The sequence below is a fragment of the Streptomyces sp. NPDC015532 genome, from assembly GCF_043078065.1.
Classification (GTDB): domain Bacteria; phylum Actinomycetota; class Actinomycetes; order Streptomycetales; family Streptomycetaceae; genus Streptomyces.
In genome coordinates this window covers 212,325-232,274 of record NZ_JBIBSY010000005.1, presented here as the reverse complement: position 1 = coordinate 232,274, position 19,950 = coordinate 212,325, and the positions used below count along the sequence as shown (strand labels likewise).

13 protein-coding genes are annotated in these 19,950 nt (G+C 68.6%); 3 read left to right on the top strand and 10 right to left on the bottom strand.

Annotated elements, in window-relative coordinates; genetic code table 11:
* Positions 1-167: 167 nt before the first annotated feature.
* From ACF07B_RS18545 to ACF07B_RS18525, 5 genes are all read right to left on the bottom strand, one after another.
* Positions 168-1,076, bottom strand: a complete 909-nt coding sequence (locus tag ACF07B_RS18545) for a hypothetical protein (protein WP_392179666.1) — start codon at positions 1,074-1,076, stop codon at positions 168-170.
* Entirely contained in the window at positions 1,073-1,804 is a 732-nt protein-coding gene (sigM, locus tag ACF07B_RS18540) for an RNA polymerase sigma factor SigM (RefSeq protein WP_369480767.1), read from the bottom strand. Before sigM ends, ACF07B_RS18545 begins: the two co-directional genes overlap by 4 nt.
* Before the next feature lie 28 nt (positions 1,805-1,832).
* A complete protein-coding gene (locus ACF07B_RS18535) occupies positions 1,833-3,548 on the bottom strand; it encodes a protein kinase family protein (RefSeq protein ID WP_392179665.1) in 1,716 nt (571 codons plus the stop codon).
* A gap of 118 nt (positions 3,549-3,666) precedes the next feature.
* Positions 3,667-5,901, bottom strand: coding sequence for a murein biosynthesis integral membrane protein MurJ (gene murJ / locus ACF07B_RS18530; RefSeq protein WP_392179664.1), 2,235 nt, complete (start codon positions 5,899-5,901; stop codon positions 3,667-3,669).
* A 46-nt stretch (positions 5,902-5,947) separates the two neighbouring features.
* Positions 5,948-8,389, bottom strand: a complete 2,442-nt coding sequence (locus tag ACF07B_RS18525; RefSeq protein WP_392179663.1) for a DUF6049 family protein — start codon at positions 8,387-8,389, stop codon at positions 5,948-5,950.
* Positions 8,390-8,612: 223 nt separating this feature from the next.
* On the opposite strand from ACF07B_RS18525, the gene ACF07B_RS18520 reads away from it, so the two are divergent.
* Positions 8,613-10,079, top strand: a complete 1,467-nt coding sequence (locus tag ACF07B_RS18520) for a CCA tRNA nucleotidyltransferase (protein ID WP_392179662.1) — start codon at positions 8,613-8,615, stop codon at positions 10,077-10,079.
* Positions 10,080-10,180: 101 nt separating this feature from the next.
* Here ACF07B_RS18520 and ACF07B_RS18515 read toward each other — a convergent pair whose 3' ends face one another.
* The 4 genes from ACF07B_RS18515 to ACF07B_RS18500 all read right to left on the bottom strand — a co-directional run bounded on the left by ACF07B_RS18515 (position 10,181) and on the right by ACF07B_RS18500 (position 13,933).
* The gene (locus tag ACF07B_RS18515; RefSeq protein WP_392179661.1) at positions 10,181-10,675 is read right to left on the bottom strand and encodes a hypothetical protein; all 495 of its coding nucleotides are present in this window, start codon (positions 10,673-10,675) and stop codon (positions 10,181-10,183) included.
* A gap of 109 nt (positions 10,676-10,784) precedes the next feature.
* Positions 10,785-12,047, bottom strand: coding sequence for an MFS transporter (locus ACF07B_RS18510; RefSeq protein ID WP_392179660.1), 1,263 nt, complete (start codon positions 12,045-12,047; stop codon positions 10,785-10,787).
* Between the two features lie 78 nt (positions 12,048-12,125).
* The gene (locus tag ACF07B_RS18505; protein WP_369480761.1) at positions 12,126-13,208 is read right to left on the bottom strand and encodes an inositol-3-phosphate synthase; all 1,083 of its coding nucleotides are present in this window, start codon (positions 13,206-13,208) and stop codon (positions 12,126-12,128) included.
* A 44-nt stretch (positions 13,209-13,252) separates the two neighbouring features.
* The gene (locus ACF07B_RS18500) at positions 13,253-13,933 is read right to left on the bottom strand and encodes a PadR family transcriptional regulator (RefSeq protein ID WP_362393826.1); all 681 of its coding nucleotides are present in this window, start codon (positions 13,931-13,933) and stop codon (positions 13,253-13,255) included.
* Between the two features lie 374 nt (positions 13,934-14,307).
* On the opposite strand from ACF07B_RS18500, the gene ACF07B_RS18495 reads away from it, so the two are divergent.
* Complete coding sequence (locus ACF07B_RS18495) at positions 14,308-17,058, top strand: transglycosylase domain-containing protein (RefSeq protein WP_392179659.1); 2,751 nt, start codon at positions 14,308-14,310, stop codon at positions 17,056-17,058.
* Positions 17,059-17,233: 175 nt separating this feature from the next.
* Entirely contained in the window at positions 17,234-18,739 is a 1,506-nt protein-coding gene (locus ACF07B_RS18490; RefSeq protein ID WP_392179658.1) for a glycosyltransferase family 87 protein, read from the top strand.
* Positions 18,740-18,828: 89 nt separating this feature from the next.
* Here ACF07B_RS18490 and ACF07B_RS18485 read toward each other — a convergent pair whose 3' ends face one another.
* Positions 18,829-19,860: an alanine racemase gene (locus ACF07B_RS18485; RefSeq protein WP_326786770.1), complete on the bottom strand. Its 1,032-nt coding sequence runs from the start codon at positions 19,858-19,860 to the stop codon at positions 18,829-18,831.
* Positions 19,861-19,950: the final 90 nt, after the last annotated feature.

Genomic DNA, 19,950 nt, shown 5'->3' with positions numbered 1-19,950 from the left:
AGGGGCTTCAATTCCCGCTGTGGCAGGGCACACGCAGACCGGGTGTCGCACGGAGACGCCAAGGGGCGTCGGGGCGACAGGCCTCTGCGCTTCACAGTGGCAGGGCGTGCTGCTGAGACGCTCGGGACAGTCGTGGCCGCTGTACCAGAGAGCCCACGGCAGGCGGGTCAGGAACGCGCGTACGACCGGGTCAGCAGGAGCTTGCCGGGCGACGGAGAGGACTGCTTGTCGCAGGAGGCGTCGACGATGTAGGCCGTGACCTTCGCCGTGTCGGAGGCATCGGACACCACGAGGAGATAGACCTTCTTCTCCTGGAACGAGCCCTCCTCGGCGGCGAGGAGCACCCCGGGGTCTCTGGTCCCCTGCTTGACGCACTGGGGAACCGCGGGTGTCGGGGTGATCAAGGTCTGCACGCCGCCCGAGTCGGTTCCGGTGTCCTGTGACTCGGCACCCCAGGGTTTGGCACTGGCCGAGCCGTCACCCGACTTCTTGTTCTTCGCGAGAAGGTCCGAGACCTCGCCCTTCAGGGTCTGCTCGGAGAAGGCAGTACGTGACCCCGACTCGCGCTGGGTTGCCGTCTGGGGAGTCTTGCCGGAGCCGTCGCTGTCCAGGGACTGAACGAGGATCGCGCCGAGCCCCAGTGCCACGGCCGCGAAGGCGGTGCCGAGGAGGGCGGTCCTGCGGCGGCCACGACGTGCTCGGTGGGAGCGGCCGGGGCCGGTGACCCCACGGGGATGTCCTGAGGGGCTGGCGACCGTCGATGTTTCACGTGAAACATGTGCACGGCCGGCTTCGGCGTCGGGTGTCGTATCGGGAGACGCGGCGCTCAGCAGGGCTTCCGCGGCCAGGGCGGCATCGATGCGTTCGGCGACATCGTCGGGCATGCGCGTGGGGCCCGGCAGAGTGCCGAGAAGGCCGCGGATCTCCTCCAGGGAGTCGTACACGTCCGTGCAGAGCGCGCACCCATCGAGGTGTTGTCGTACGTCCTCCGTACGGGAAGGCGAGAGCAGACCTTCGGTGAGGTCGGAGATTTCCGCGACGTCCGGGTGTCCGGCCTTGTCCGTCGTGGATGTCACGCCCGCCCACCTCCGCCCTTCACAGCAGCTGAATCGCTTGGCCCCGCGTCATGGGGACCCGACGCGTGAGGTCCCGCTGCGGGTGGGACGGATGTCCCCTGCGTCCGGTTCCGTCCGCCGCCCGACTTCTTCGTCTCCTCGTCGCCCGGGTTCTCCGTGCGGAGATGGGTGAGCAGGGGAAGCAGTTTGGCTCTGCCGCGTGCACAGCGGCTCTTCACCGTGCCGGTCGGCACATCGAGAATGCGGGCGGCCTCCGCCACGGGGTAACCCTGCATGTCCACCAGGACGAGGGCGGCGCGCTGGTCGGCGGGGAGCGTGCCCAGGGCGCCTATGAGCTCGCGGTGGAGGTCATTGCGTTCGGCCGGAGCGGCGGCGGACTCGTGCGGTTCGAGAAGCTGCTCCAGGCGCTGGGTGTCATCGACGGGGGACGTCTTCCTGGAAGCGGCCTTGCGGGCGCGGTCCAGGCAGGCGTTCACCGTGATGCGGTGCAGCCAGGTCGTGACGGCCGACTGGCCCCGGAAGGTGTGGGCGGCCCGATAGGCCGAGACGAGCGCGTCCTGGACCGCGTCAGCGGCCTCCTCGCGGTCTCCCAGCGTGCGTAGGGCCACCGCCCACAGGCGGTCGCGGTGGCGCCGTACAAGCTCCCCGAAGGCGTCTGGATCGCCCTCGACGTGGCGGGCCAGGAGGTCCTGATCGCTTGTCGCACCCTGTGTGGCTTCATCGGCCATCGGACCCCCTCCCCTCCGTCGACGAGCGTCAGCCGGCGAACTTCACATCCGTGATCGCCTGCTTGAAGCCGGCGCCGCTGAAGCCGTCGCTGGGAGCGTTCGGCACATCGGTGATCCACAGCAGCACGTACTGCGTCTTCACCGACTTGGACGCCTTCACGGTCAGGCTGTTGCCGCTCGTGGTGGCGCTGCCGATCTCCTTCATACCGTCGACGGATGTCGTGGGCGACAGAGCGTCGGCGGCGTACAGGTGGATCGTGGTGTGGTCCCCCTGGTAGCGAAGCCCTATCGAGGCGTTCGTGAGCGACTGGGCCGAACCCAGGTCGTAGACGATGCCCACGCCGGGCTTGTACGGCGCCAGCTTGGGCCCGGCGTTGTACCGCTTCGTCCGCCAGAACGTGGTGCTGTTGCCGTCGAAGGTGTTGTCCACGTCGGCGGCCGCCTGGGGGGAGCCTCCGACCACGAATTCCTGCGCACCCTTGATCGCGATCGGCTTGGCCGGCTTGGGCGCGGTGCCGTCCTTCTCGTTGCCGTCCGTCGTCTGGGTCTGCTTGGTGTCGTCGGGCTTGTCGTGGTCCATCAGCGCGTCCGCGAGCTGCCAACTGCCCAGGCCCAGTGCGGCGATGAGGAGAGCCGACACGGCCCACTTCAGGGCCGTTCCAGTGCGGCTCTGCAGCGGGGGCGGCGGAGTCGGCAAGACCTGGGTGGCGCCCGGACGCGGCGACTGACGCCCGTACGTACCCTGCTGGTACGTCGTGCGCTGGTACTCGGGCGGTGCGGTGAAGACGGGCTCCGGCGGGCGGATGCGGGGCATCTCGCCGATCGCCTTCACGAGCTCCTCCGGCGTCGTGCACGGGGACTCGTGGCGGGAGGCGGTCGCACCGTCGTTGGCGAGCGCGCGCATGGCGAGCTCCGACAGTCCCCGGTGGACCCCGGCACGCACCTGGTCGGGCGCGATGAGACCGACGCCCTTGGGCAGCCCTGACAGGCCGTAGGCGTCGCTCTCGTACGGCCAGCGCTGAGTGAGGGCGGCGTACAGGAGTGCGCCGATCGCCTCGGTGTCGGTGCGCTGCGGGGTCTCCGAACGCATACCGCGCAGTGCCGCGTTCACGGCGAGCCCGCGGATGCGCCACTGGCCGGTGGACGTGCGCAGCACGGCACCCGGGGTCAGCTTGAGATGAGCGAGGCCCTCGCGGTGCGCGGCGGCCATGGCCCCCGAGACCTGACTGACCATCTGGTAGGCCTCGTGCACCTCGAGGGGACCCGAAGCGAGGAGGGCGGTGAGTTCCGTGGCGTCCGGCAACCACTCGTGCACCACGTAGACCAGATCGTTCTCCTCGACCGCGTCCAGGACCTGGACGAACCGGGGATCGCCCAGCAGGGCGGAGGAACGGGCCGCCGCCAGCACGGAGCGGGCACGCGGATGATCGGCGGGCAGCAGGTGCACCCCGACGGCGCGGCGGAGTTTCTCGTCCATCGCGCGCCAACTGCTGAAACCGTCCAGTCGGGTGACGCACTCTTCGAGGCGGTAACGCCTCGCGAGTTTGTGACCACTGTGCAGTTCGGGCGGTGAGGCCTTTCCGGGACCCTCGGTCCCGCCGCTCCCCTGTGCCTCTTCGCTGTCCGTTTCCCGCTCCCGGTTGAGGGCCACCCCGTCGGACGTGGTTTGGTCCGCCTTGGCGGTCAGCGGTTCGTCACCGCTGTTGTCTGCCACGTCGACGGCAGCCGTGCTCCGTTCCGCCACCGTCGTCCCTGCCTCCCCATCCATTGCGCGCTGTCCGACGCAGAAACCAATTGTGCCCACAGTCCGGCGCTATGCACGACACACGGCGACGGACGATGGTTGTGCGCATACCCCCGCCTCAGCGCCCCAGGCGCCCGCGGACCATTCCGACCATTGAGTTGAGTTCTTCGATGCGCATCTTGCGCGCCGCCACGTAGAAGACACCGAGCAGGGCGACCGATCCGAAGACGAGCGCCGCGATCGAACCGATCACGCCATGTCCGAGGACCTGGGTGATCGCGAAGCCTACGGTGCCGCCCACGACGGCGCCAGGGACGGAGGCCAGGCACAGGCGGGCGTACGTGCGCAGCACGCGGGCACCGTCCAGGTCGCCGCCCAGCCGCCTGCGCAGTCGCTGCCAGGCCACTCCGACGCCCACGGCGTACGCCAGGCCGTACGCGCCGGCCATGCCGACGACCGCCCACTGCGCGGGAAGGATCATGTAACAGACGGCCGAGGCTGCCGCGTTGACGGCGGCCACGATGACCGTGTTGTAGAACGGCGTGCGGGTGTCCTCGTAGGCGTAGAAGCCGCGCAGGATCACGTACTGCACCGAGAACGGGATCAGGCCCAGGGCGAAGGCCATGAGGACGTAGCCCTGGGATTCGGCGGACTGGAGGCCGCTGGAGCCGAAGAGCAGGGTGCACATGGGGATGCCCAGGGCGAGGAACATGAAGGCCACCGGGACGATCGCGACGGCCGAGGTCCGCAGGCCCTGCGAGATGTCGTCACGGACGGCTCCCGGGTCTCCGTCGTGGGCCGCTCGTGAGATCCGCGGAAGCATGGCCGCCATGACGGAGACCGTGATGATCGCCTGCGGCATGCCCCAGATCAGCTGGGCGTTGGCGTAGGCCAGGATGCCCGCTCCGCTCTTGCCCGAGGCCTTGCCCGCCGCCGTGGCCAGCTGTGTGACGACGAGGACGCCGGCCTGGTTGGCGAGGACGAAGAGCACGGTCCACTTGGCGAGCTGAATGGCCTTGCCGAGGCCGTGGCCCCTCCAGTCGAAGCGCGGGCGGAACCGGAAGCCGGCCTCGCGCAGATACGGAACCATCGCCGTGGCCTGGACGACCAGGCCGAGCAGGGTGCCGATGCCCAGCAGACGGACGCCGTCCGGCGGGATGTTGGTCACCGACATCCCGGAGTGCCGGGCGGTGCCGTAGACCCAGAGGAACAGGCCGAACGTGGAGATCATGACGATGTTGTTCAGGACCGGAGTCCACATCATCGCGCCGAACTTCCCGCGGGCGTTGAGGATCTGGCCCATGACCACGTGAACGCCCATGAAGAAGATCGTGGGCAGGCAGTACCGGGCGAACGTGACGGCCACGTTGTTGGCCGCCGGCTCGCTCGCGATGGCGTCCGACATCAGCTGGATCAGCAGCGGTGCGATGAAGACCGCGGCGGTGACGATCACAGCGAGCGCGACCATGACCAGCGTCAGCAGGCGGTTGGCGTAGGCCTCACCCCCGTCGTCGTCCTCCTTCATGGACCGTACGAGCTGGGGCACGAAGACCGAGTTGAGGCCGCCGCCGACGGTGAGGATGTAGATCATCGTCGGCAGGGTGTAGGCGACCGTCCAGGCGTCACCGAGTGTCGCCGCGCCCAGAGCGGCGGTGATGATCATGGTCCGTACGAAGCCGGTGAGACGGGACACCAGCGTGCCCGCCGCCATCACCGCGCTCGACTTCAGCAAACCGGAGGCACGACCGCCGGACTTCGCCGGAGCGGCCGCGGGCGGCTGAGCGGCGGCCGGAGCCGGCTCAGGAGCCGGTGCCGGGACCGCGGGGGAGGCGTAGCCAGGACGGGCGCCGACCTGCTGCTGATCGCGGAAGAGATGAGCGAAGGCGTCGGGCTCATGCTGTTCCTCGCCGGCCTGGGTGACCAGATCGTCCACTCCCACGTACTGGGTCGTCCGGGCGTCGTCGCCGTAGGGCAGGTGACGCGTCGGTCCGGACGGCTCCGGAGGAGGCGTCTGGGCCCACAGCCGTGGGTCGGGTGCGTACTGTGCCGCGGGCGGCTGGGCGTACAGCGGCTGCTGGGGGGCGTACGTTCCGGGCGCCGGCGGAGGGTGCGCGGCGCGGTCGTAGAGCGCCTCCGTCACCGGGTCCTGGGCCGAGAGGTCCTGAGCCCGGTACGGATCCTGGTCGTAGGCGTCCTGGAGGTACATGTCCGCGGGAGACCCCGGCGGCGTCTGAGCGGTCTCCGGCGTGCCCTCGGGGTGGCCGGAGCGGCCCGTGGCCCGGTCCGGGTAGTCCTCGGGGTAGCCCGAGGATCCCGCGCCCTGGCCGCGGTCACCGTCGTACGGCGCGTTCATGGTTACCCCACCTCATCGTCCCCGGGCCCACCGGCCACGACATCGCTCAACGGTCCACTCTCTCACCCGTGCCGGACGGGTCGGCGCTTTCCGGTGCGGTGTCCGGTGTCGGGTCACTCGGCTGCTCCGGGTCGTCTGCCCCTGACTTCGATGCGGAAGCCCGTTCGGGACCGGCCTCGGAGTCTTCGGTGGAGTCAGTGTCCACGGTGCCCTCGGCGACCTCGCTGTCGCCCCCCGCTTCAGGACCGTTCGCCGTGTCCTCCTCGGCCTTCCGGGCCGCCGCGCGCTTGCGCTGCGTGTACATCCGGAAACCGGCGAGCACGAGAAGCAGGACGCCGCCGCCGATGACGAGCATCACCGTGGAGGTGATCTCGGTGACCTTCACCTCGAAGGGAACCGGGTCTCCGTACGGCTGCCCGTCCTCCGTGTAGAGCTGGGCGACGACCTGAACCGGGCCGTTGGCTTTGGTGGACGTCGTGAACTTGACCGACTGGCTGTGCTCGCCCGCGACCTGGATCGGCTGCTCGTCGTACGGTTCATCGCCGATCTCGAGGCGGGTGGGCTGCTGCGAGGTGAGACGCAGCATCAGATGGCCGACACCCTGCACGAGGTTGTTCTGGACGGTCACGGGGATCGTGGCGCTGCGCCCGGACAGCTTCGCGTCCGACTTCTGGATGAGGTGCACCAGGCCCATGAGCCCGTCGAGGTAGGTCTCCACACCCCGCCGGAAGGACGCCGCCTCGGTGGTCCGACCGCGCCAGGACGCCGACATCCCCCGCTCTATGGCCCGTCCGAACGGCGTGACCACACGGGACTCGTCGGTCAGGATCGTCCGGAACTTGTCGAGCTTGGCCTGGGTCGCCTGGATCCTCTCGAACGCCGAGCGCGGCAGCTCCCGCTTGCGCAGCGCCGACGGGTACGAGGACGTGGAGGGCACCTTCGTGGTGGCGCCGGGGTCCGGCTTGGCCTTGGCGGCCTCGGTCAGCCCCTGGGACTGCGACCAGTTCCCCTGCTGGAGCGCCCGCAGTGCCTCGGCCATGGACTGCGCCTGGCTCGCCGTGGGCATGCGCTGGGGAGCGACGACGATGCTGCGCTCGTTCTTCGGCTCCTGGAGGTTGATCATCAGGCTCTGCGCGAGGAACTTCTGGACGGCGAGTGTCGAGGTGTCCGCCTTCAGCATGTCGCCCTGGAACGCGGTCGACAGGCGCTCGTCCGCGACCACCGCCGTGGTCCCGCCGCCGATGGGGCGGGCGGCGCTGGGCGTATAGGACAGGCCGCCGGTCTCGCGCAGGCTGTCGCTGCGGGCGATCACCTTGTCGGCGCCGGCCGACGTGGCCACCTTGATGATCGACGGGTCCACCGCACCGTCCGCCGGCCAGGCGAACTCCGTGCTCGGCTTCACGTGGACGATCGTCTCCACCGTGTCGGCCGCCACATCGGTGGCGTCCTTGAGATGGCTCAGGGAACCGGTGACGTCCTTGCCGTGGTGGGCCAGTGACGCGAGGTCGGGGTCGGCGAACGGCAGGGCCACGATGCTCTGGCCCTGGACCGTCTTCTCCAGCTTGTCGAGCCAGGCATTGGCCACCGCCTGGTTCCGCCCGGCGATGGTCGTGCCGTTCTCCTGCTGGATCCGGTAGCCGCCCCGCATCGCGTCGACGGAGGCGAGCAGGTCCGGGTCGAGGACCCAGGTGACGTCGAGCTCGCTGCCCAGTGACAGGAGCTGGTCCAGGCGGCCGCCCGGGGAGATCTCCTTGGCCAGGTCGTCGTTCTTGAAGACGGGCGTCTGCTGGGCGTCCGAACCCGTCTCCGCCGTGAGGTGGACGGTGGAGATGAGCGGCCAGAGGTACGTCGTCCTCGTCTTCGTGTCCGCCGCCTCGGGCTGCCAGGGCAGGAACGTCCGCTCGATACCGAGGACCTGGTCCCACGGCTGAGCGGTGGTCCGGCCCGTGAGCGACACACCGAACTGGTAGACGCCCTCGGAGTCGAGATCGAGATCCTTGACCGGGACCGAGATGCTGAAGTGCTGCGAGCTGCCCGCGGCGAGCTTGGTGACCTTGGTGACGTACTTGCCCCCGACCTCCAGCGCGTCGAGGCCCGGCTGGAAGCTGGTGCGCCTCGCGACCGTGTCGATGGCGGAGCGGGTGTTCAGCGACGGCCCCACCCGGATGCCCACGTGGGCGTCGGTGACCGTCTGCTTGCCCGTGTTGGTGACCGAGCCCGAGACGGTGACCGTGTCACCGTCGGTGGGGGTGCTGGGGGTCAGCGAGTCGAGGCTGACGTCCACCGGGCCGGACGACCCCGCGGCGGTGGCCACGGACCCCGTGACAGTGGCCGCGGAAGCCTTCTCGGCAGCCTGGGAGGGCGTGCTCAAGGGCAGCTGGAGCAGCCCGGCCAGCAGCGGCGCTCCGGCCAGCAGTGCACCGCCCCGCCGGAGCCACCGGCGGGCAGGTGAGGGACTCGTCCCTTGGAAGTCTGCCGCCTCGGCCACGCGCTCGCCCGTCCCTCGTCGTCGTCAGTGGTCGTCGGAATGTGCGTCCACGCATGGTAACGAGGTGCGCTGAGCGTAAGTGCCGCGGAGTGGTCCACAAGATCGGGGATGAGCGCCGACTGTCCTGTATGTGCGCGTATTCCGCCCGCGAAAAATTGTGGGGCACAGGTGTGGGATTTATCCGGGCGCTCTCCGCCGCCCCGGCCACGTACCCTTTTCTGTTGTGCCGAACGCCAACGAAGACAATCCCAGTGCCCTGAGTCAGGTACAGCACCGCGCGGTGAGTGAACTGCTGCGGGTGTCCCCTGTCGCCGACGAGCTCGCCCGCCGTTTCCAGGAGGCCGGGTTCTCGCTCGCCCTGGTCGGCGGCTCGGTCCGGGACGCGCTCCTCGGTCGGCTCGGCAACGACCTGGACTTCACGACGGACGCCCGGCCCGAGGACGTACTGAAGATCGTCCGGCCCTGGGCGGACTCGCTGTGGGAGGTCGGGATCGCCTTCGGCACGGTCGGGGCACAGAAGGACGCCCGCGTGGGCGATGGGGAGCAGTCGTTCCAGATCGAGATCACGACGTACCGCTCCGAGGCGTACGACCGGACCTCGCGCAAGCCGGAGGTCTCCTACGGCGACTCCATCGAGGAAGACCTCGTGCGTCGCGACTTCACGGTGAACGCGATGGCCGTCGCGCTGCCGGAGAAGGAGTTCATCGACCCCTACGGCGGTCTGGACGACCTCGCCGCCCGTGTTCTGCGTACCCCGGGCACGCCGGAAGCGTCCTTCTCCGACGACCCGCTGCGGATGATGCGCGCCGCCCGGTTCGCCGCGCAGCTCGACTTCGAGGTGGCACCCGAGGTCGTCGCCGCCATGACGGACATGGCCGGGCGTATCGAGATCGTCTCCGCGGAGCGGGTGCGGGAGGAACTGAACAAGCTGATTCGCTCCGCCCACCCGCGCAAGGGCCTGACGCTGCTCGTGGACACCGGGCTCGCCGAGCACGTGCTTCCCGAGCTTCCCGCCCTGCGGCTGGAGAGGGACGAGCATCACCGGCACAAGGACGTCTACGAGCACACACTGATCGTTCTGGAACAGGCGATGGCGCTGGAGGAGGGCGGGCCCGATCTGACGCTCAGGCTCGCCGCGCTGCTCCACGACATCGGCAAGCCGCGGACGCGGCGCTTCGAGCAGGACGGGCGGGTCTCCTTCCACCACCACGAGATGGTGGGTGCCAAGATGACCAAGAAGCGGATGACGGCGCTCAAGTACTCGAACGACCTCGTCAAGGACGTCTCCCGTCTGGTCGAGCTGCATCTGCGCTTCCACGGATACGGCACCGGAGAGTGGACGGACTCCGCAGTCCGCCGCTATGTGCGGGACGCGGGTCCGCTCCTCGACCGCCTCCACAAGCTGACGCGTTCCGACTGCACGACGCGCAACAAGCGCAGGGCGACCGCCCTCTCCCGCGCCTACGACGGGCTGGAGGACCGCATCGCCCAGCTCAAGGAGCAGGAAGAGCTCGACGCCATCCGTCCCGACCTCGACGGCAACGAGATCATGGACGTCCTGGGAATCGGCCCCGGCCCAGCGATCGGCCAGGCTTACAAGTTCCTGCTGGAGCTGCGGCTGGAGAATGGGCCGATGGGCCATGACGCCGCCGTGGCGGCGCTCAAGGAATGGTGGGCCGAGCAGGGCTGAGAGGTCGCCGGCCCGTCATGTTTCACGTGAAACATGACGGGCGGCAACGCGAAGGGCGGTGTTTCACGTGAAACACCGCCCTTCGCGTCCGTGCGGGGGTTCTACTTGGAAGCGATCTCCTCCAGGCAGAGAGTGAAGTCGCTCTTGCCCGTCTGGGTGTACTCGGCGTACTTGGTGCGGTCGCAGCCGGAGTCGTCGGTCTTCTTCTGGACGACCTTGAACTTCGCCTTGGCATCGCCGCAGCCCACGACCTTCAGGCCCGGCTTCGTGCTGCTTTCCGGGTTGCTGATGCTCATGCAGTCGCCGACCTTGGCCGTGTCCGGGTCGTGCCGGCTCGCCAGGTAACCCACGCCGGCGGCTATGACGGCAACGACTACGATGCCGCCGCGCAGGTACTGCTTGATGCCCCGCTTCGGGCGCTGCGGCGGGACCGGGGCAAAGCCGGGGGCCGGCTGCTGCGGGTATCCCTGTGGGGGCTGCCCCTGGGCGAACGGGTTGCCGCTCTGCGGCGGCTGTCCCTGCGCGTAGGGGTTCTGGCCCTGTGGCGGCTGACCCTGGGCGAACGGGTTCTGGCCCTGTGGCGGCGGAGTTGTCACTGGAGTTCCCCCTGGAACGTAGGTGCGGCGAACGTAAGACGCACGTAAGTTATCGGGGCCCTGTGACAACTCAGTCGTCAGAAGTAGCTCTGTGGCACTGATGTGACAGTTACTGACGTTCAAAGCGGGCCATAGCGGCCGCAATTGATGCGTAGACCGCCGTCACGGTGAGGACGAGGGAAACGGACCGTCCGTCAGAAGGCAGCATCAGCGCGGCAACCGCGGCCGCTGCGACGAAGGCGACGTTGAACAGGACGTCGTAGACGGAGAAGATCCTGCCGCGGAATCCGTCGTCCACGGCGGACTGCACGATGGTGTCCGTGGCGATCTTCGCCCCCTGTGTGGTCACGCCCAGCAGGAAGGCGGCGCCCAGTGTGGGTGAGGGGGCGAACGGGAGGAACAGCGCGGGTACCAGGACCGCGGCGGCGCCGGCGCAGACGGCGATCCACCGGCCCGGCCCCAGTCGCCCGGCAGCCCAGGGCGTCACCACGGCCGCGACGAAGAAGCCGGCTCCCGAGACGCCCACGGCCAGTCCCAGCAGCGCGAGCCCGTCGTCGGAGCCGGATGCCCACGCGTAGCGGCAGAGCATCAGCACCATGACCGTCAGGGCGCCGTAGCAGAAGCGCATCAGGGTCATCGTCGTCAGAGCCCAGGCAGCCTCGCGCCGTGGGAGCTCCGCGAGATGGCGTACGCCTCCGGCGAGGCCGCGCGCGGTGCTGGCGAGAGCGGTGCCCACGTACGGGCGGACCAGCTCCTGGTCGGGCCCGAGGACCTTTGGGGCGATACGCAGCGAGGCGAGGGCCGCGCACAGATACAGCGCCGCTCCCACGAGGACCACCGCCGCGTCGGAGTCCGCGACGATCAGCCGTACGGCGAACGCGAGAGCCGCGCCCACGGTGGCCGCGAGCGTTCCGGCGGTCGGTGAGAGCGAGTTCGCCACCACCAGACGGTCCGTGTCGACGACACGGGGCAGCGCGGCCGACAGCCCGGCCAGGACGAAGCGGTTGACGGCGGTGACACAGAGCGCGGAGGTGTAGAAGAGCCAGTCGGGAGCCGGGCTCAGCATCAGCAGCGCTGTCACGCACGCCAGGGCCGCGCGCAGCAGGTTGCCGTACAGAAAAACCTGCCGACGTTGCCAGCGGTCCAGCAGGACGCCCGCGAAGGGACCGACGAGGGAGTAAGGGAGCAGGAGCACCGCCATGGCGGAGGCGATGGAGGCCGCCGAGGTCTGCTTCTCCGGAGAGAAGACCACGTAGGTGGCCAGCGCGACCTGATAGACGCCGTCGGCGCCCTGGGACAGCAGCCGTACACCGAGCAGGCGTCTGAATCCCTGGAAGCGCAGGAGGACGCGCAGGTCACGCACGACGGCCATGGGTCACAGCCTCACATACGAGGAGGGTCCCCGGGCAGTAAGCCCGGGGACCCTCCTCAGCGAGCACTAAGGCGTGCTTCAGCGCTCGACCTCGCCCTTGATGAACTTCTCGACGTTGGCGAAGGCCTCGTCGTCGAAGTACTGGACCGGCGGGGACTTCATGAAGTAGCTCGACGCGGAGAGGATCGGGCCGCCGATACCGCGGTCCTTGGCGATCTTCGCGGCGCGCACGGCGTCGATGATGACACCGGCCGAGTTCGGGGAGTCCCAGACCTCGAGCTTGTACTCCAGGTTCAGCGGGACGTCGCCGAAGGCACGACCCTCGAGGCGGACGTACGCCCACTTGCGGTCGTCCAGCCAGGCCACGTAGTCCGAGGGACCGATGTGGACGTTCTTCTCGCCCAGCTCACGGTCGGGGATCTGCGAGGTGACGGCCTGCGTCTTCGAGATCTTCTTGGACTCGAGGCGGTCGCGCTCCAGCATGTTCTTGAAGTCCATGTTGCCGCCGACGTTGAGCTGCATGGTGCGCTCAAGACGGACACCGCGGTCCTCGAACAGCTTCGCCATCACGCGGTGCGTGATGGTCGCGCCGACCTGCGACTTGATGTCGTCGCCGACGATCGGGACGCCCGCCTCGGTGAACTTGTCCGCCCACTCCTTGGTGCCGGCGATGAAGACCGGGAGAGCGTTGACGAAGGCGACCTTGGCGTCGATGGCGCACTGGGCGTAGAACTTCGCCGCGTCCTCGGAACCGACGGGCAGGTAGCAGACGAGGACGTCGACCTGCTTGTCCTTGAGGATCTGGACGACGTCGACCGGCGCCTCGGCGGACTCCTCGATGGTCATGCGGTAGTACTTACCGAGACCGTCCAGGGTGTGACCGCGCTGGACCGTGATGCCCTTGTTCGGGACGTCGCAGATCTTGATGGTGTTGTTCTCGCTGGCACCGATGGCGTCGGAGAGGTCGAGGCCGACCTTCTTCGCGTCGACGTCGAACGCGGCGACGAACTCGACGTCACCGACGTGGTAGTCGCCGAACTGGACGTGCATCAGGCCGGGCACCTTGGCCGCCGGATCGGCGTCCTTGTAGTACTCGACGCCCTGAACCAGCGAGGCGGCGCAGTTGCCCACGCCGACGATGGCTACGCGAACCGAACCCATTCCGGTTGCTCCCTGTGTCTATCGGTGAAACCCCGAACGGGGTCTCACGTGGCGGTGTCGTCGGACGGATCCGGCCGGGGGCTGTCCCGGTGCCGGGGCAGGCCGCCCGTCTCTCCAGATGTGTTGTCCTGCTGAGCGGAGCCTTCGCCGGGACGCTTGACGTCCCGTCCGGCCCGCTCGCTCTCGATGAGCTCGTTCAGCCAGCGCACTTCGCGCTCCACGGACTCCATTCCGTGGCGCTGGAGCTCAAGCGTGTAGTCGTCGAGGCGCTCCCGGGTGCGCGCCAGCGAGGCGCGCATCTTCTCGAGGCGCTCCTCCAGACGGCTGCGGCGACCTTCCAGTACGCGCATGCGTACATCGCGTGACGTCTGCCCGAAGAACGCGAAGCGAGCCGCGAAGTGCTCGTCCTCGTAGGCGTCGGGACCCGTCTGCGCGAGAAGCTCCTCGAAGTGATCCTTACCTTCCGCCGTCAATCGGTAGACGATCTTGGCGCGACGTCCTGCGAGTGTTGCCGACAGGGCGTCTTCGGGTGTGGATCCTGATTCCTCGATCAACCAGCCGTTGGCGACCAGCGTCTTGAGGCACGGGTAGAGCGTTCCGTAACTGAAGGCACGGAACACACCCAGTGACGTATTGAGTCGTTTGCGCAGCTCATAGCCGTGCATCGGGGACTCGCGGAGCAGGCCGAGTACGGCGAACTCGAGGATCCCGGCACGCCGGCTCATCGTCGCCTCCTCCCTGTCGCTGTCGCCTCGGCACGGCCTTTATGCCGCACTGATGTATCGACTCGATACATCAGCACGATAGAACGACCCTGCGGATGCGACAAGAGGGAGCGGAGTGAACGGCGTCACATCACCGATTCATACGAAGCAAGTTGCCTGATTTGGGGTGAACTTAGGCGCTAGGTGGGTTTTGACGGTGCGTAGTCTGTGCGGGATGGACACCACCGGGAACCGAGTGACGTCTGAGTACGTCAACGTCTTTGGTGCAGTACGGGTGAATGCGCGATCGACCGCATCCGTACTTCGGGGGGACCGGAAACCAGCCGCCGTTTCCAGGCGCGCAAAGGTGCGCCTGCCCGAGGAGTAATCGTTCGATGAGCGAGCACCGTCGCAAACCGCCGCAGCCGCAGGGCGGCGGACGTGCCGCGGCCCGGCGCGGCCAGCCGCAGGCAGGCCCGTCCGCAGGCCGCCGCGATGCCCCGCGAGACGCCACCGGGTCTCCTTCCGATCCATATGGCCCGGGGGGTGAAGAAAGTCCGTACGGCAGCCGTGCCGACGCGCGGCGTGCCACACAGCGCGGAAGCGGCGGAAGCCGGCGCAGAGCCGCCGACGGCGCGGGTCACGGCGGCGGCCCCGGAGGAGGGGGCGGCCGACGCGGTGGTCCCCAGGGGCCGGGCGGTCCCGGACGCGGCCGAGGCCGCGCTCCCGAGCCTGCCAAGAAGCGCATCATCGACTACCCGCGCGCGGGCCGGTACGGCGCCGCGCGCTGGGTGCCGTCCTGGAAGCTCGTGTCGGGCCTGTTCATCGGCTTCCTGGGCAGCATGGTCGCGGCCGCCAGCGTCGCGTACGCCCTTGTGGGCATCCCGGACATCGGCAAGACCGCCAGGGCGCAGAACAACGTCTACTACTGGGCCGACGGCAGCCAGATGGTCGCCACCGGCGGTGAGGCCAACCGCCAGATCATCGGCTACGCGGAGATCCCCAAGGAGATGCGCTGGGCGGTGATGTCGGCCGAGAACAAGACGTTCGAGACCGACAGCGGCGTCGACCCGATGGGTATCGCCCGTGCCTTCGTGAACATGGCCAAGGGCGGCCAGACGCAGGGTGGTTCCACCATCACCCAGCAGTACGTGAAGAACGCCATGCTCGAGGACCAGTCGCAGACGGTCTCCCGCAAGCTCAGGGAGCTGTTCGTCTCGATCAAGGTCGGGGCCAAGGTGCCCAAAGAAGACATCATGGCGGGCTACCTGAACTCCGCGTACTACGGGCGCAACGCCTACGGCATCCAGGCCGCGGCGCGTGCGTACTTCAACAAGAAGGCCACGGATCTGAAGCCGGACCAGTGCGCCTTCCTGGCGGCCGTGCTCAAGGGCGCCACGTACTACGACCCCGCGGGCAATGTGGCGATCGGCGGGGACGCGGCCTCGCCGCAGGCCAACCGCAAGCGTGCCGAGGACCGCTGGAACTGGATCCTCGACCAGGAGGTCGAGGACGGCCGCCTGACCGCGGCGCAGCGCGCCCAGTACAAGAAGTTCCCCACGATCCAGTCCCCGCGGTCCAACGCGGCACTCGGCGGACAGGTCGGTTACCTGATCGACCTGGCCAACGCGTACCTGACCAAGAACAGCGACAAGACCGGGATCACCGAGACCGCGCTTCGCCGCGGTGGCTACGAGATCCACACGACCTTCGAGAAGAAGAAGGTCGACGCGCTCGAAGACGCGGTGAAGAAGGTCCAGAAGGCGAACATCAAGCCCAAGCTGCGGCCGCAGAACGACAAGTACGTCCAGTTCGGCGGGGCGTCCGTCAACCCGGACAGCGGTGCCATCGAGGCCATCTACGGCGGCGTGGACGCGACCAAGCACTTCACCGACAACGCCGACCAGACCGGTGCCCAGGTGGGTTCGACGTTCAAGCCCTTCGTGCTGGCCGCGGCCATGACATGGGGTGTCAGGGATCCTGACGGTCTCGAGTCCCAGCCACAGGACCAGCGTACGAAGGTCTCGCCGAAGAGTTTCTACAGCGGCAAGAACAAGCTCAAGATCAAGGACTACAACGGAACCGACTGGAGGGACGACAAGGGCAAGGAGTGGCTGCAGACGAACGACGGCGGCCAGTCCCTCAACCCGCCCACGTACCGGATCGACCTGCGTGAGGCCATGCGCGAGTCCGTCAACTCCGCCTATGTCCAGCTCGGCATGGACGTGGGTCTGGACAAGGTGAAGGACTCGGTCCTGCGCGCGGGCATCAAGGAGTCCAGTCTCGCCAGCTCCAGGTTCCCGTCGTTCTCCCTGGGCACCTCCTCCCCGAGCGCGATCCGCATGGCCGGGGCCTACGCCACCTTCGCGGCCAGCGGCGAGCAGCGGGACCCGTACTCGGTCGAGAAGGTGACCAGCAGCGAGGGCGTCGTCTTCCAGCACGACAAGATCGCGAAGACCGTGCAGGCCTTCACCCCGGCGGTCGCCGACAACGTCACCGACGTCCTGAAGACCGTGGTCGAGAAGGGCACCGGCACCAACGCCCAGCTCCAGGGCCGTGAGGTGGCCGGCAAGACCGGTACCACCGACGGCAACAAGTCCGCCTGGTTCGTCGGCTACACCCCGCAGCTGTCCACGGCGATCGGCATGTACCGCCTGGACGACGACGAGACCAAGAAGAACCGCGAGTTCCTGCAGATGTACGGCACGGGTGGCGAGAAGACCATCCACGGCGCCTCGTTCCCGTCCCAGATCTGGCGGGACTACATGGAGGTGGCGCTCAAGGGCGAGAAGGCGGAGTCCTTCCCGGTGCCTGAGGACATCGGCGAGATTCTCAACGACGTCCCGAGCCCGACGCCGACGCCCTCGGCCACCGAGAGCGCGACGGAGAGCCCGAGTCCGACCCCGAGTGCCACGCTCACGTCTCCCACGCCCTCGGCGACCGAGACCTGCAGGAAGTTCGACTTCAACTGCAACAACAACGGTGGAACCGACAACGGTGGGACCGACACCGGTGGCACGGACACCGGTGGCACGGACACCGGCGGTACGGACGGCGGCGTGACCACCTCGCCGACGGCGACCGCCACAGGAACCACCAGAGGGAACAGCAACGGCAACGGAGGCCTCTTCGGAGGCTCCGGCTGACAGTCGCCGACCAGCTTCGCGCGTGCGTACCCCCGGGGCGCACGCGCGAAGCTGTTTCCGGCCCCTGGCCCGTCGCGGGGCCCGGCAGCCCGGCCAGGTGGGCAGGCGTCTGTGAGCCGGACTTCAGGGGTCGTCCCTGCTTCCGTTCTCAGGCACGTACGGCAGGATGTGCGGCATGCCCAGTGCAGAGACGACGCGAGCGAGCGTTCACGAGCCGGAGCTGGTGCGGCCTACCAGGGATGACGAGATCGCCGCCGGCGGCAGTGAGCTGATCGGCGGCCCCATCGGACGGCGGGCCCTGCTCGGGACGTCCTGGTGGACGCCCGTGCGGGTCGTCGCGCTGGTGATGATCGGCATGTTCGCCCTCGGTATGGTCCAGAAGCTGCCCTGCTACGACGGCGGCTGGTTCTTCGGCGCCAGCTCGCAGTACACGCACGCGTGCTACTCGGACATTCCGCACCTCTATCAGGGGCGAGGTTTCGCCGACGGCCTCGTGCCGTACTTCGACAAGATCCCCGGCGACATGGACTACCTCGAGTACCCGGTGCTGACCGGCGTGTTCATGGAGGTCGCGGCCTGGCTCACCCCGGGCGGCGGGAGCATCCAGCACCAGGAACAGATCTACTGGATGGTCAACGCGGGGATGCTGATGGCGTGCGCGGCCGTCATCGCCGTATGCACCGCGCGCACGCACCGCCGTCGCCCCTGGGACGGCCTCCTGGTGGCCCTGGCGCCCGCCTTCGCGCTCACGGCCACGATCAACTGGGATCTGCTCGCCGTGGCCCTGCTGGCCGCCGCGATGCTCATGTGGTCCCGCGGGCGCGTCCTGGCCTTCGGTGTCCTGATCGGGCTCGCCACCGCCGCCAAGTTCTACCCGTTCCTGCTCCTCGGGCCGCTCTTCCTGCTGTGCTGGCGCACCGGCAGGTGGCGTGAGTTCGGTACGGCACTGCTCGGTGCCGTCGGTGCCTGGCTGGCCGTGAACCTTCCCGTCATGTACCTCGCGCCCGAGGGATGGGCGAAGTTCTACAGCTTCAGCCACGACCGCGGCATCGACTTCGGTTCGGTCTTCCTGTTCCTCTCGCAGTGGCTGAAGATCTCGATCACGTTCGACACGGCCAACACCTGGGCACTGGTCCTGATGGTGATCATCTGTGCGGGGCTGAGCGCCGTCACGCTCATGGCCCCCCGGCGCCCCCGCTTCGCCCAGCTCGCCTTCCTGATCGTCGCGGCCTTCATCCTCACGAACAAGGTCTACTCGCCGCAGTACGTGCTCTGGCTGGTCCCTCTCGCCGCGCTGGCCCGGCCGCGCTGGCGGGACTTCCTGGTCTGGCAGGCGTGCGAGATCGCGTACTTCCTCGGCATCTGGATGTACCTCGCGTACACGACCAGCGGCGACGCTCACAAGGGACTGCCGACCGACGGGTACCAGGTCGCCATCGCCGTCCACCTGCTGGGGACGCTGTACCTGTGCGCGGTGGTCGTGCGGGACATCTTCATGCCGGAGCACGACGTGGTGCGGCGCCCGGGCGACGACGACCCCTCGGGCGGGATCCTCGACGGTGCGGAGGACGTCTTCGTCCTCGGCCCGGCCGCGCGTCCGGCGCGGCACGCGGCGCACTTCGACGCGGTCCACCAGGTCGACTGGCCTGAGGACGCGGCTCCCGGAGACCGTTCGCTCTGAGCGAACGGGGCGGGGCAGGGCCACGCGAAAGGCCGTACACGGTGTCCGTGTACGGCCTTTCGTCGGTCCCGGGCGAGCCCGGTCCGGGGTCAGCGTTCGACGACGCGGTCGAACTGCGTGGTGGTGTGCCGCAGATGGGCCACCAGTTCGTCGCCGACCTTCGGCTCCGAGGCGTCGTGCGGCACGAAGAGGATCGAGACCTGCATGTGCGGGGGCTCGGCGAACCAGCGCTGCTTGCCCGCCCAGACGAACGGAGAAAGGTTCCGGTTGACCGTCGCGAGGCCGGCGCGTGCGACGCCCTTGGCGCGCGGCATGACGCCGTGCAGGGCCTTCGGGGCCTCCAGGCCCACCCCGTGCGACGTACCGCCCGCCACGACCACGAGCCAGCCGTCCGAGGCCGCCTTCTGCTGCCGGTAGCCGAAGCGGTCGCCCTTGGAGACGCGCGTGACGTCCAGGACCGCTCCGCGGTACTCGGTGGCCTCGTGGTCCCCCAGCCACAGCCGCGTCCCGATGCGGGCGCGGAAGTGGGTCTGCGGGAACTGCCGCTGAAGCCGCGCGAGTTCCTCCGCCTTGAGGTGGCTGACGAACATCGTGTGCAGGGGCAGCCGGGCCGCGCGGAGGCGGTCCATCCAGCCGATGACCTCCTCGACGGCGTCCGAGCCGTCGGTGCGGTCCAGCGGCAGGTGGATCGCGAAGCCCTCAAGCCGGACGTTCTCGATGGCGGAGTGCAGATGCGGCAGGTCCTCCTCGCTCACGCCGTGCCGCTTCATCGAGGACATCACCTCGATGACGACACGGGCGCCCACGAGGCCGTACACGCCGTCGATGGACGACACGGAGCGGATGACGCGGTCGGGCAGGGGCACGGGCTCCTCGCCGCGCCTGAACGGCGTCAGGACCAGAAGATCGCCGCCGAACCAGTCCTTGATCCGGGCGGCCTCGTACGTGGTGCCGACGGCGAGGATGTCCGAGCCCAGGCGGGTGGCCTCGTCCGCGAGTCGTTCGTGGCCGAAGCCGTAGCCGTTGCCCTTGCAGACGGGGACCAGCCCCGGAAACTGCTCGGACACGTGCTTGTGGTGTGCCCGCCAGCGCGCGGTGTCGACGTAGAGCGTGAGCGCCATGGCCGGTCCCGGAACCTTTCTCGTGGCTGCCGTGTATCAGAGGTATGAAAACGAATTGTCGCTGATTCGCCGGGCCGATGGGGCTGTCCC